The organism is Paenibacillus sp. JCM 9796 (genome assembly GCF_055379675.1).
On the sequence record NZ_AP043723.1, the window covers coordinates 2,894,874 to 2,908,424 of the forward strand.

Annotated in this window: 14 protein-coding genes; all 14 read left to right on the forward strand. The window is 42.5% G+C overall.

Translation table 11 applies throughout. The annotated features are described in order from the left end of the window. Positions 1–2: 2 nt before the first annotated feature. Positions 3–503, forward strand: coding sequence for a flagellar protein FlgN (locus ACZ439_RS13990; protein ID WP_054796306.1), 501 nt, complete (start codon positions 3–5; stop codon positions 501–503). Between the two features lie 28 nt (positions 504–531). Beyond that, positions 532–2,136, forward strand: coding sequence for a flagellar hook-associated protein FlgK (gene flgK, locus ACZ439_RS13995; RefSeq protein ID WP_155615205.1), 1,605 nt, complete (start codon positions 532–534; stop codon positions 2,134–2,136). A gap of 25 nt (positions 2,137–2,161) precedes the next feature. Next, positions 2,162–3,082, forward strand: coding sequence for a flagellar hook-associated protein FlgL (gene flgL / locus ACZ439_RS14000; protein ID WP_054799370.1), 921 nt, complete (start codon positions 2,162–2,164; stop codon positions 3,080–3,082). Between the two features lie 11 nt (positions 3,083–3,093). Continuing rightward, the gene (locus ACZ439_RS14005) at positions 3,094–3,660 is read left to right on the forward strand and encodes a DUF6470 family protein (RefSeq protein ID WP_236595739.1); all 567 of its coding nucleotides are present in this window, start codon (positions 3,094–3,096) and stop codon (positions 3,658–3,660) included. A 110-nt stretch (positions 3,661–3,770) separates the two neighbouring features. Continuing rightward, positions 3,771–4,202, forward strand: coding sequence for a flagellar assembly protein FliW (gene fliW, locus ACZ439_RS14010; protein ID WP_236595743.1), 432 nt, complete (start codon positions 3,771–3,773; stop codon positions 4,200–4,202). Between the two features lie 58 nt (positions 4,203–4,260). Then, positions 4,261–4,458: a carbon storage regulator gene (locus ACZ439_RS14015; RefSeq protein WP_155615206.1), complete on the forward strand. Its 198-nt coding sequence runs from the start codon at positions 4,261–4,263 to the stop codon at positions 4,456–4,458. A 171-nt stretch (positions 4,459–4,629) separates the two neighbouring features. Further along, the gene (locus ACZ439_RS14020; RefSeq protein ID WP_054796312.1) at positions 4,630–5,862 is read left to right on the forward strand and encodes a flagellin N-terminal helical domain-containing protein; all 1,233 of its coding nucleotides are present in this window, start codon (positions 4,630–4,632) and stop codon (positions 5,860–5,862) included. A 158-nt stretch (positions 5,863–6,020) separates the two neighbouring features. Further along, the gene (locus ACZ439_RS14025) at positions 6,021–6,632 is read left to right on the forward strand and encodes a DUF8042 domain-containing protein (protein ID WP_155615208.1); all 612 of its coding nucleotides are present in this window, start codon (positions 6,021–6,023) and stop codon (positions 6,630–6,632) included. After that, on the forward strand, positions 6,619–8,490 hold the full coding sequence (locus ACZ439_RS14030) for a motility associated factor glycosyltransferase family protein (protein WP_127609056.1): 1,872 nt from the start codon (positions 6,619–6,621) through the stop codon (positions 8,488–8,490). The genes ACZ439_RS14025 and ACZ439_RS14030 overlap by 14 nt, the downstream gene beginning before the upstream one ends. Continuing rightward, the gene (locus ACZ439_RS14035) at positions 8,487–9,485 is read left to right on the forward strand and encodes a UDP-N-acetylglucosamine 4,6-dehydratase family protein (RefSeq protein WP_464619796.1); all 999 of its coding nucleotides are present in this window, start codon (positions 8,487–8,489) and stop codon (positions 9,483–9,485) included. The genes ACZ439_RS14030 and ACZ439_RS14035 overlap by 4 nt, the downstream gene beginning before the upstream one ends. 23 nt (positions 9,486–9,508) lie before the next feature. Further along, positions 9,509–10,276 carry a glucose-1-phosphate cytidylyltransferase gene (gene rfbF, locus ACZ439_RS14040; RefSeq protein ID WP_127609058.1) on the forward strand — a complete coding sequence of 256 codons (768 nt, stop codon included), beginning with the start codon at positions 9,509–9,511 and terminating at the stop codon, positions 10,274–10,276. Positions 10,277–10,294: 18 nt separating this feature from the next. Continuing rightward, entirely contained in the window at positions 10,295–11,362 is a 1,068-nt protein-coding gene (gene rfbG / locus ACZ439_RS14045) for a CDP-glucose 4,6-dehydratase (protein WP_054799372.1), read from the forward strand. A gap of 19 nt (positions 11,363–11,381) precedes the next feature. After that, on the forward strand, positions 11,382–12,599 hold the full coding sequence (locus tag ACZ439_RS14050) for a class I SAM-dependent methyltransferase (protein WP_464619797.1): 1,218 nt from the start codon (positions 11,382–11,384) through the stop codon (positions 12,597–12,599). Then, positions 12,596–13,537: an NAD-dependent epimerase/dehydratase family protein gene (locus ACZ439_RS14055; protein ID WP_464619798.1), complete on the forward strand. Its 942-nt coding sequence runs from the start codon at positions 12,596–12,598 to the stop codon at positions 13,535–13,537. The genes ACZ439_RS14050 and ACZ439_RS14055 overlap by 4 nt, the downstream gene beginning before the upstream one ends. The last annotated feature ends 14 nt before the right edge of the window (positions 13,538–13,551 follow it).

Genomic DNA, 13,551 nt, shown 5'->3' on the forward strand with positions numbered 1-13,551 from the left:
GCATGGCATTTGAGGCATTGATACGAATTATGGCGGCACTGAACGATGTCCATCTCTCCTTGCTGGAATTAGCGGAATTGAAGAAAGCTGCGCTAATCCAAAATGACGTTGAGGCTTTAACGCAAATCGTCACGAAAGAAAATAAATGGATCAAGCAGATCGGAGAGCTTGACGCGGAACGGGTAGAGGCGATAGGCCAGTTCATGATCGAGAAGAATTTTAAGCCTAACAAGCGTGTAACCGTAAGCGATCTTACCAAGATCATCTTTGATGCCGAGGATAAGAAAAAGCTGATCGAGGCCCAGAGGCAATTGTTGAATACGATTCGAAAATTAAGAGAGCAAAATCAGTTGAATCAGCAATTGATTGAGCACTCGCTGGCGTTCGTCAACTATTCTTTGGACCTTATCGTAGGCCCGCCGGATGATGATGTCCTGTATCACAGGCCACAGCATCAGCCTTCCGGCTATAAACGTCCTGGACTTTTTGATACAAGAGCATAAGACGCGGTAGCGAAAGGGGTTTCATTTCATGCGTTCTACCTTTGGCGGGATTGAAATTGCAAAGCGCAGCTTGTTTACACAGCAGGCGGCTTTGACGACCACGGGTCATAATATTGCGAATGCGAATACGAAGGGATATTCCCGGCAAGTGGTCAATATGGTAGCTTCGCGTCCGATCGAATACCCGGGTCTCATGCGCAGTAATGTGCCTGGGCAAATGGGACAAGGTGTGGAATTCGACCACATCAAGAGGGTTAGGGAACGATTTTTGGACGATCAGTTTCATAATGAGAATAAAAATTTAGGCGATTGGTCCATCCGGAAGGATACGCTTGAGAAGCTGGAGGCGATTATTAACGAGCCTTCGGACACCGGGATACGCCAAACGATTGAAGGTTTCTGGAATGCATGGCAGGAATTGAGCAAGACGCCGGAAAATACGACCGCTCGCGTGCTTGTGAAAGAACGGGCGCTTGCCATGACGGATGCTTTCAATCATATGTCTCGTCAATTGAAGGATTTATCCGGTGACCTGACGCAGAACATCGAAGTGAAAGCAAGCGAGGCGAACCAGATTCTAACGCAGGTTTCACGTCTGAACGATGAAATTTACCGGATTGAGGGCCTGGGTAACGACGCTAACGACCTTCGCGATCAACGTGATCTGCTGATGGACAATCTCTCAAAAATTATGAATGTCTCTTATACCGAAGAAGACAGAGGCTATAACGTCAGGCTTGGAAATTTGCAACTGGTAAGCGGCAACCAAGTGTCGACCACATTTACAAGAGAGTCCTTGGAGGCTGCGGCCGTGTCGGGAGATTTGAACTCGGGCGAAGTGAACGGGATGATTCAATCCCGTGATTACTATGTTTCCAATTATCAATTTCAACTGGACAGTATGCTTAAGGTACTTGTTGAAGGCGAAGTCAAAGTGACCTTGCCCAAAGATATGGTCGTTCCGGAAGGAACCACGCTGAACATCGTAAACCCGGATGGCACAACGACGCCTAAAATATATACGGGGTTGATTGCAGACCGTACGCTTGGGGATAACGTGGATGTGATTGTCAACGGATTTAACGGTCTTCATCAACTCGGTTACGGGGGAAATTCACCTTTGAGATCCGGTACGGCTTTCTTTGCGCTTAAGCCTGGATATACCGAATTTAATGCGGAGAGCGTTACGATTAATTCCGTCATTTTGAATGACGTTGCCAATATTTCGTCCTCGGCACGGACCTACCTTGATGCAGGTCAAGAAACAGTGGTCAAAGGCAACAACGATATGGCCCTTCTTTTGGCTAATATGCGCACCAAGCGTATCAACTTTGACCCGAGCGCTACCGGAAGGCCGGTGCTGACCGACGGGACATTTGATGAATTTTACCGATCGATTGTCGGCGAGCTGGGCGTTCAGAGTCAGGAGGCTACGCGTCAGGCAGCAAATCAGCAGATTCTCGTAGATCAGGTTGAATCGCGCAGGCAAGCGGTCAGCGGTGTTTCGTTGGACGAAGAAATGGCGAATATGATCAAATATCAACATGCATACAGCGCCGCGGCGCGTTCCCTTACGACATTTGATGAAATGCTCGATAAAGTGATTAATGGCATGGGTGTGGTCGGCCGTTAATAAGTAACAAGGGGGAGGATCACTCATGACTACTCGGGTAACCCAAGGGATGTTAAATAATCAACTGCTTCGCAACATTAATACCAACTTGACCCGTATCAATAATCATCAGAATCAGCTATCAACCGGACGTCAAATCAATAAGGCCTCGGATGATCCGGTCGGTATTACTTTCTCTCTTCGTTATCGAAGCGAGCTTTCGGCGAACGATCAGTATGAGACTAATGTCGATGCAGCGGTGTCCTGGCTTGAATATACGGACACGATGCTGGCTCAGTCCGGAGAGGTGCTGCAGAGGGCTCGGGAGTTGACGGTCAAAGCGGCTACCGGGACGAACCCTCAACAAGCTCTGAACGCGATCAAGAGCGAAATCGACCAATTGAGAGCCCAGCTAGTTAACATCGGAAACAGCGAGTTTAATGGCAAGTACGTATTTAACGGCCAGTTGACCGATAAGGCGCCTTATGAAGAAGCGACTGCGGCGGGAGCTGCCGTGGACCACGGTGAAATCAAGTTCGAGATTGGCGTAGGCGTTCGAATTGCGGCGAATATGCCGGGTAACAAAGTGTTTGGCGAACCGTATGATCCGAACGATCCGGTTAAGCAAAATAACGATAACCTTTTCCGCGTGTTGGACGATCTTTCGAAGTCGCTGGAGGATGGCAGCATTCCCGGTATTGAGAATGCCTTAGGCCGCTTGGATACCCGTATGGATGTATTCCTCGAGGCTAGAGCGGATGTGGGAGCGAAGCTGAACCGGATTGAGCTTGCCCAGGCTCGAATTCAAGATATCAATACGAATCTTCAGACGCTCCAGTCGAAAACCGAAGATGCGGACATAGCCGAGGTGATCACGAACTTAAAAACAGATGAAAATGTGTATCAAGCCTCATTATCGGTAGGGTCGAAAATCATTAGTACCAGCTTGGTGGATTTCCTTCGCTAGGGGGGCTATTGGTGGATATTCCCAGAATTCAAATTAGGCAGGAATACGGAAAGCTGGGTATCGATGCCGATTTGGGACGGCAGCATATGAGGCAGCCGCGTGCCTCCTTGGAGATTACCACTTCTCGTCCGAAGCAAGATATTCGTGCGGGTGAGGGGAAGCTCTCGATTGATCAAAGCAGGGCTTTTGACGCCGTCGGACATGGGCCCTTTCTTACGGTCATGAATCGGATATATAGTCAATCCAAGGGCATTGCTTTACAAGGAATTGCGAAGATTGTAGCGGATGGCAACCGAATGGCGCAGATTACTAATCCTGCAAACGCATTTGCAGAAATCGCCCGTAATCAAGCGTTTGATTTTTTTGAATTTAAAATCATGGGCGAAGCTTCTTTCGACAACGTCGATGTAAAATACGATGCAGGACCGTTAGAGATTGAGACCAGCGAAGGGTCTGTAAACATAGAGACGCATCCTAATCGTCCGGAGTACAATTATTATAGAGGGAAACTGGATATTTATCTTGCACAGTATCCAAGCGTTGAGATTATACCTCCTCGGCTGGATGAGAGAATGTAATCCTATCCTTTCTAGCGCATAATAAAGCTGTAGACATTGGTTCTATGGCTTTTTCGTTTATACGGAAGATGAAATTCAGAAAGAACAGGAGATGCGTAGCATTGGTCAAGGTGGAAACAGTCTTATTTGGAGAGATCGAAATTCGTGACGATCAGATCATTCGCTTTCCGGGCGGCATTCCGGGATTTGAAGATCATGAGAAGTTTACGATTATTGAACCCGATCCGAGTGTACCTTTTTCTTATCTGCAATCGATCGAAGATCAAGAGCTTCATTTTATATTGGCAGACCCGTTTGTATTTTTTAAAAGCTATGAATTTGAGGTTCCTCGAGGTGTTCAAGAGGAGATTGAGATTGACAGCCCGGAGGTTTTGGCCATTAAATCCATTGTTTCGGTTCAAGATAAATTGGAGGAGGCGACGGCCAATCTGCTTGCTCCCATCGTGATTAATACGAAGAAAATGCTTGCTAAACAGGTGGTTCTTCACGATACGGTGTATACAACCAAGCATAAGCTATTTGAATTAGCTGTTTCGGAATAACTGCCAAAAGAGGTGATGAACCGTGCTAGTGCTTTCGCGTAAAAAGGGAGAGTCCATCATGATCGGGGACCAAATCGAGCTTGTTATCCTTGGTACCGAGGGGGAATCCGTTCGAGTCGGGATAAGAGCGCCAAAACACATTCAGGTATACCGTAAAGAGGTGCACTTAGCAATTAAGCAATCCAACGAAGAAGCATCCAAAAGTGCTGTGAACTTAGACGCTTTGAGCGCGCTCTTCAAGAAGCGGGACCAGTAACAAGGTTTTACATTCATCAACAAATTTTTTCTAAATTGCTATTAACATTTTAAAATCGACCTCCGATATAATACGTAGGGCCTAATTTTGAGAGGGCGGCCGACCTTATCAATAGGCACATAGATTCCACATGGATGTGGATGAAACTTACCTTCAGGGAGGAAGAATGAAATGAGAATTAACCACAACATTGCAGCATTGAACACACATCGTCAATTGGGTACGAACACGGTTGGCGCTAACAAATCTTTGGAGAAGCTGTCTTCCGGTCTTCGTATTAACCGTGCCGGCGACGACGCAGCAGGTCTTGCCATCTCCGAGAAAATGCGCGGCCAAATCCGCGGTTTGGACCAAGCTAGCCGCAACGCTCAAGACGGTATCTCCTTGATCCAAACGGCTGAGGGCGCATTGAACGAGACTCACAGCATTCTGCAACGTATGCGTGAACTTGCTGTTCAATCCTCCTCCGATACGAACACGGACCAAGACCGTAAAAACCTTCAAAACGAAATGGATCAGTTGACTAAAGAGATCGACCGTATCCGTGACACCACACAGTTCAACACGAAGAGTCTGCTGGACGGTAAATTGGCTTCTAAGCATGCGGCTTCCGGCGGTAATGTATCTGCAAACACAGCTATTAGCGGTGGTGCTTCTCCAATAGCGGCCACCACTGCATTCAGTGCGTTGACAGATGTCAACGGTAAGTCCCTGGGAATCAGCGGCGGCAGCACCATTCAAGTATCCTGGGTTTCCAGCGGCACCTTCCATACTGCGACCCTCAATGGTTCTGATACCTTTAGTACACTCGGGACAACACTGAGCGGCGCTACGGTTGGTGTTGATAGCAATAGTAATATCTCCCTTACTTCCAACACAGGTCTTGCCAATGCCATCCACGGGTTGACTCTTACTGTCAAGGACAGCAGCGGCAACATCAATTCGGCAGCTACTAAAGCATTGTCTTCCTTCACGGAAACTTCCGGTGCGTTCGACAAGCAAGTAAAAGACGGCAGCTTGCTGTTCCACATCGGTTCGAACACGGATGAGAATGTCTCCTTGGCCGTTAACGATATGGGCTCGACTGCACTTGGTGTGAAAGACCTGAAAATTGATAAGCAAGATAGAGCTAACGTAGCCATCAAAGCGATTGACGAAGCTACGCAGAAGGTATCTGCAGAGCGTTCCAAATTGGGAGCTATGCAAAACCGTCTGGAGCACACGATCAATAACTTGGGAACGGCATCCGAGAACTTGACGGCATCCGAATCCCGTATTCGCGATGTAGATATGGCGAAAGAGATGATGGACTTCACGAAGAACAACATCCTTACGCAAGCGGCTCAAGCTATGTTGGCACAAGCGAACCAACAACCACAAGGCGTTCTGCAGTTGTTGGGCTAATGAAAATTATTACCAAAGAGATCCTAGTATGGCTAGGATCTCTTTTTATATTCCGGATAATACCTCTAACATTTTGTTTTCAAAAATCCGATAATAGTAGCATCGAGCATTGCAAAATTTGATATAAAACGACGATAAAAGACATTTATGGGGGAGTCATGTTGGAACTGATATTTCAGGAGTTGAGTATTAATTATGACTCAAAGGCGGGATCCCTTAAAGCATTATTCCAAGATATGGAGCGCCTCCTAGCAGAAAGAAACTTGGTCTTGTATGGGATAAAAATTGACGATAAAGAAATATTTGACGATTACATACAACACTTAGAAGAAGAAGTTGGCCGGTATAGTACGATTAAACCTATGGTTGCTACCAGAAAAGAAATCAGGGATAATTTATTGCTCTCTACAGAGCAATATTTAATGCGGGCAAATCCGGCTCTAAAGCAAATGTCGTCGCAGTTCTACCGAGAGCCTTCGGAAGATACCTGGACACTGTTTCAGCAATGGTCTGAAGGGTTTGAATGGATACAGCGCATGCTAGAGAACATAACGATTTCTTGTCACCTGCCGATTGGTTGGGATCAATGCAAACAAACTTTTTTTGAAACTCACCCTTTTTTAGTTGATTTGGAACAAGCGATGGAACATGGGGATTGGACACTGGTTGGCGATATTTTAACCCATGAGATTTTGCCCCGATACGAATCTTTACATTTTCAAATAAGCATGATTATTGATCAAGAGGTTGTGCGTGATGATCTTAACTAAGAACATGAAGTGGCTGGAAGAAAATTTCTACGGGGCAATTGCTAAACTTCAAGAGCCTTCCGAGAATGAAGGTTCGTTTCATCTGGAATCCGCAAAAAATGGAATAAATACAGTTGTATATGGTGCTAATGGGCGGTCCATTTATTTACACAGCAAATACAATCCGCTAAATGAATCAGAACAGTTTATCAAACAATTTGAGCAACTGGACGAATTTGAGCATGTTTTTTTCTATGGAGTAGGGTTGGGGTACCATGTTGATTTGCTGTTAAAGAAATTTCCTCACTTAACGTTTACTTTATATGAGCCTGAATTTGAAGTTTTTCGTCTATATCTGTCTCAAAAGTCTCTTGCAGACTTACCGATTAAACGCCTGCGCAAAGTTTATATTGCTAGAGACGAGCAGGACCAAAGCATATTTATACGAGATTTCGTTTCTAGTGTAAGCGGTAAGACGTTGCTTGTAACTTTGCCAAGCTATGAGCAACTAAATCCAGTCCGTTATATGAGCTTTGTTAATCAGTTTAGAGAAGCTCTAAATCTTCAAATGTTTTCTTTTTCAGCCGATTTCAGGTTTGAAAAGCGATGGACCGTGAATTGCCTAAAAAATCTGCCTTACACTATAAAAACCCCCAACATTATTCAAGATTTTAAAGATAAGTTTAAGGATAAGCCGGCTATTGTTGTAGCGGCGGGTCCATCCTTAGAAGAGGATATTCCTACAATACGTTATATTAGGGAGAACGGTCTCGCTTATATATTTAGCGTAGGATCAGCCATAAAAGCGTTAATCGGACATGGTATATACCCGGATGCAGCGTGTACATATGATCCGATGCCGTGGAACCTCAATGTTTTTGAGGATGTAAGGAAACATCAAATTACCTCGATACCGTTGTTTTACGGAAGCAGTGTAGGATATGAAACTCTCGAACATTATCCTGGCCCGCTAGCTCATATGATTACGAGTCAGGATACTTTGGCCACGGTTTTTCTTAATCGAAACGATGGCAGGCCATTAGAGCAAGTGTCGGATGCACCAACGATTGCAGTAGTAGCTTTAGAACTGCTTCACAAATTAGGATGTAACCCGATTATTCTAGCTGGACAAAATTTGGCGTACAAAGGAGATCAGTTTTATTCCAAGGGTATCGGTTACGAATACAGACCGTCAAGTTTGACAGAAGAAGAGTTAGCGAATGCTAAATTGATTAAAGACGTACACGGTAATGATATTTATACTAGTCCTGGCTTTGATCGAATGAGAACTCATATGGAATCGGTAATCAGATTGCATGGCATGACTAATATTTATAATACGACAAAAGGCGGGGCCCATATTGAGGGAACCACCTTTATCACGATCGATGAGCTGGTAAAGGAACGATTGCAGCATAAGCAGGTTGTGACGGATTGGTATCAAAATAAACAAAGTTATTCGCTTCAACTCGTAGTAGAGAGAGTGCAATATATGGTTCAACAGCATGAGCGGGTTGGCGAAATTTTAGAATCTCTTGTGGCTGTTACGAAGACTCTAAAAAGTACGTACATTTTGTCTTCTCCCAATAAATTAGATAGAAAACTGGAAAATTTCGAATTGCTAATAAAGGATCTGGAGAATAACGCTTTTTACAATACTATCGTAAAGCCTATGAACCGACTTCAGAACGACTTATTAATAAGGGCGCTCGAGGCTAAGGCGGTACGGTTAGAGAAAAGTAAAGTGATTAAAGCCAAAGCCATCGCTGAACTATTTAAGCCTTATCTAGACGGATGTTTAGAAGATGTTCGAGAAGTAACACCGATGTTTAACGAAGTCACGGAAAATCTATTGAATCAATATGGAGCGGCAGTATGATCTATCATAATAAAAAAATACTTATCATCGGCGGTACAGGAACGATAGGCTATCATCTGACTAGGCGGTTATTACAAGACAATCCGAAGGTAATTCGTATTATTAGCCGTGATGAATTCAAGCAGTATCAAATGAATATTGATTTTCAGGATCAACAAGAAAAGCTGCGGTTTCTAATTGGAGATGTTAGGGATTATCAAAGAGTTTTACGGGCGATGGAAGATGTTGATTACGTGTTTCATCTTGCCGCGATGAAGCATGTGCCGGCCTGTGAATATAATCCGTTTGAGGCTGTTCAAACCAATGTGATTGGAACGCAGAATGTCATACAGGCGGCCATGCAGTCTGGCGTAAAGAAAGTACTGTTTACCAGCTCGGATAAGGCTATATCTCCAACTAATACTTATGGTGCGACCAAATTAACTGCAGAGCGATTAATATCCGCTGCAGAGTATCAAAAAGGCCCTAAATCAACGGTCTTCTCATCGGTGAGATTTGGGAATGTGATGGGATCTAGAGGATCGGTTATCCCTTTATTTAAAAAACAAATTCTTGAGAACAGATGTGTTACTGTAACGGACTTAAATATGGTTCGATATATGATGACTCCCTCTCAAGCCATCTCGTTACTGCTTAAAGCTAATGCATTAGCGAGTGGCGGAGAGGTGTTTGTTTTAAAAATGCCTGTAGTAAAGTTGTCTGATTTAGTAACTGTAATGATAGAAGAACTATGTGCGAAAAACAATCTTCCCGTACATGATATTAAAATCAATGAAATCGGCCTGCGGCCAGGGGAAAAGATGTATGAGGAATTAATGACGGAAGATGAGTCAAGAATTGCCCTTGAAAAAGCAGAGATGTATATCATTCCTTCGCTTTTTGCCGGAAAGCAATGGGGCAGTGGCAACATCGTTTCTAAACCAATGCCACAAGAGAATAGCTCTATTCCGCAAAATTTATTAAGAGACTGGCTCCTTACGGAAGTATTAATATAATCGGTTAATTTTGGGGGATGATTATGAAGGCAGTCATTTTAGCTGGAGGACTGGGAACCAGAATAAGTGAGGAGACATCCGTTCGTCCCAAGCCCATGGTGGAAGTAGGCGGAAAGCCTATACTATGGCATATCTTAAAGATTTATTCTTATTACGGGATAAATGATTTTATTATTTGTCTTGGTTACAAGGGATATCTAATTAAAGAATATTTCGCAAATTATTTTTTGCATATGTCTGACGTGACATTTGATATGAAAAATAATCGTATGGAAGTCCTTCAGAATAATTCAGAACCATGGAAAGTCACTTTGGTTGATACCGGAGAACAGTCTATGACAGGTGGGCGTCTCAAGAAAGTTAAGAAGTTTATCGGAGACGAAACTTTCTGTTTTACTTATGGAGATGGATTATCAAATGTTAATATAAGTGATTTAATACATTTCCATAAAAAACAAGCTACATTGGCAACCTTAACAGCCGTGCAACCCCCAGGCCGATTTGGGGCACTTGATTTCAGTGAAAACAAAATTACAAGTTTTCAGGAAAAGCCGAAAGGTGACGGTGCATGGATTAATGGAGGTTACTTTGTTCTTGAACCAGAGGTACTGGATCTTATTCCTAATGACATGACCGTATGGGAACAAGACCCGTTGGAAAAGTTATCCTCCAGCGGTCAATTATCTGCTTACAGACACAATGGGTTTTGGCAGCCCATGGATACTTTAAGAGACAAGATAAAACTTGAAGAGTTATGGAGTTCAAACCAAGCCCCTTGGAAATTATGGTAGGGATGGTGAGAGGGACAAATGCTAGACAAACAATTTTGGAATGGAAGACGGGTATTAGTTACAGGCCATACTGGCTTTAAGGGCTCATGGCTCTCGATTTTGCTCCTTTCATTAGGGGCTGACGTCATGGGTTATTCGAAACAACCTGCGGCAGAACCGAATATGTTTAACGTCTGTAGATTAAATGCTCTGATACCAACTGTAATTGGGGATATAGCAGACAATGATTTGTTGAGAAATACAATACAGTCATTTGAACCTGAGGTTGTGATTCATATGGCGGCACAACCCCTTGTTCGTGAATCGTATATTAATACCCTGGAAACCTATAGTGTAAATATTATGGGAACCGTGAATTTATTGGAGATCCTAAAGACTAGTAATCATTTAAAAGTTATTCTTAATGTAACCACTGACAAGTGTTATGAGAATAAAGAGTGGGTTTGGGGTTATAGGGAAGTAGACGCTCTAGGTGGACATGATCCATACTCGGCAAGTAAAGCTTGTTCGGATCTTATTACAACTTCGTACAGAAAATCTTTCTTTGCAGAGAGAGGTATAGGGGTAGCGACCGTTCGTGCCGGAAATGTGATAGGTGGGGGAGACTGGTCAACCGACAGATTGATTCCCGATTCTATAAAGGCATTAATAAAGGGAACCAAAATTATTATTAGAAATCCACATGCAGTTAGGCCGTGGCAGCACGTATTGGAACCATTATTCGGATACTTATTGTTAGCGGAGAAATTATATAAAGATGATCATAAATACTCAGGAGCCTGGAATTTCGGTCCAAGAGATTCTGATGTTATTTCTGTTGAGAACGTAGTTAGAAAGCTTTCTGAAAAATGGGGATCCGGCAGCTTTGAAATTCAAAATGATATAGAATTACATGAAGCAACTAATTTAAAGTTAGACTGTTCTAAGGCATCTATTATTCTTGACTGGACACCTGTTTGGGAGATAGACAAAGCCTTAGATAAAGTGGTTAATTGGACAACAGCTTGGATTGAAGGTAAAGACATGCATACCTATACACTGAGCCAAATAAATGAATATTTGATGGGAAGAAATAAGACGAACTAAATTCGGGAGTGAATTAGAGATGTCTGATGTTTTTGTAAGTTATAGAGATAGTTGTAGGGTATGTAAGAGTACGAATTTAAAGAAGTGGGTACATTTACCTCAAATGCCTATGACAGATGATCTTAGAAAGCAGGTCAACAAAGAGGTTTTTTTACATGATATCAACATTTATGTGTGTTTGGATTGCCAAGTTAGTCAGACACTTCATGATATTGATTACGGATCATACTATAAAGAATATTCATATACAGTTACAAAATCCGGTTTTGCGAATCAATTTATGCAGCAGCTTGCCACAAATACGATAGATAAGTTTAACCTCAAGCCAGGGTTGAAAGTAGTTGAAGTAGGTTCTGGTGATGGCAGTCAGCTTTTAGAATATAAAAAATTGGGCGCAAATGTATTTGGTTTTGAACCGTCAGAGCTGTTAACGGAGATTAGTAGGCAACGTGGAGTTCCGGTATATACGGGCCTTTTTGATAACGATGCAAGTAAGTATATCCCCAAAGAATTTTCAAGTGCTGACGTCATTCTTTTAACTTATACTTTTGACCATATTCCAAATCCGGTTGATTTTTTATTATCCGTAAAAGACATATTAAACCCTGATAACGGATTGCTCATTATCGAAGTTCACGACTTAGATCAAATCATAGCTAAGCGAGAATATTGCTTATTTGAGCATGAACATTCCGTTTATTTATCGTTGAAAACAATGGAACAACTACTAAAACGCTGTGGCTATAAGCTAATTACAGATAATTTAGTTCCTCTTCAAAGCAGAAGAGGAAATTCACTGCTGATCGTTGCGGCTAACGAAAACTCAAAAATTACTTATGAATCTGAAACTCAAGGTGTACATCAAACATTGGACGATCTCCATAGCTTCTCCAATCGATTAGAAACCGGGATAAAAGAGCTGGATCTTTTTATTGAACAAGAAATTAAAGCAAATAAAAAAATTGCTGGCTATGGGGCAGGTGGCCGCGGAGTTATGACGTTAGCTGCTTTAAATAATGCGAAATACTTGAAATATTTGTGCGATCAAAATCATAATTTTCATGGGAAGTTTACACCTAAAACGAACATTCCCGTTGTTCCGACAACCTTTCTGTCAGAACAGCCGGTTGATACTCTAATCGTATTTAGCTATGGATACATGGATGAAATATCAAAACATGTGAATTCACTTCCTAACCCTCCTAAGAGCATAGTATCTCTATTGGAGGTACTATGACAAGTAAAGCTGTTATAGTTACAGGGGCTACGGGCTTCATTGGTTCCTGGCTGGTAAAAAGTTTATTGAAAAAGGAATATAAGGTTGCTGTTATTACCCGAAAAGAAAGTAGTTTAGAGCGTTTGTCTAATCATAAGAATATTATATTAGTCCCAGGGAATTTAAATGATGTTAGTGGATGGTATAAACAGCTTTCCAATTTAGATTTAAATTTCAGGTGTTTTTTTCACCTAGCTTGGGATGGAGTTAGCAATCTAGAAAGAAACTCTATTCAACAGATGAATAATGTCCTTTACAGCCTCGAAACGTTACGATTGGCAAAGTCCTTAAACTGCACGAAGTGGATTGGTACAGGTTCTCAAGCTGAATACGGTCCTCTTAATAAGAAGATCAAAGAAACGGATGTTGCTCATCCGACAACAATGTACGGGGTTGCTAAATTGGCAACCTGCAATTCTTCGCAAATATTGGCAAGGGAAATAGGCATTGAGGCAGTATGGGTTAGAGTTTTCAGTACTTATGGACCATATGATAACAGTGGATGGTTATTAACAGATACCATAAAAACGATGCTTGATAATAAAACACCTGCGCTAACCCTGGGGGAACAGCTGTGGGATTATCTTTATGTTGAGGATGCTGCTGAAGCATTAGTAAATTTATCGGAATCTAATACAGCTTCAGGCGTTTATAATTTGGGTTCCGGCCAGAGCTTGCCTATAAGAAGCATTATGGAACAAGCAAGAAATTTAATAAACCCAAACCTATCACTTGGGTTTGGCCAAATTCCATATAGACAAGATCAAGTCATGCATTTAGAAGCGGACATTGAACGTATCACGAAGGACACAAGTTGGAGACCTAGGACTGAATTAAGAGTCGGTTTAGGCAACTTAATTAATAGCCTGAAAAAAATAATTGGAGTTGAGTATCAGTGAATTGTAGAATATGT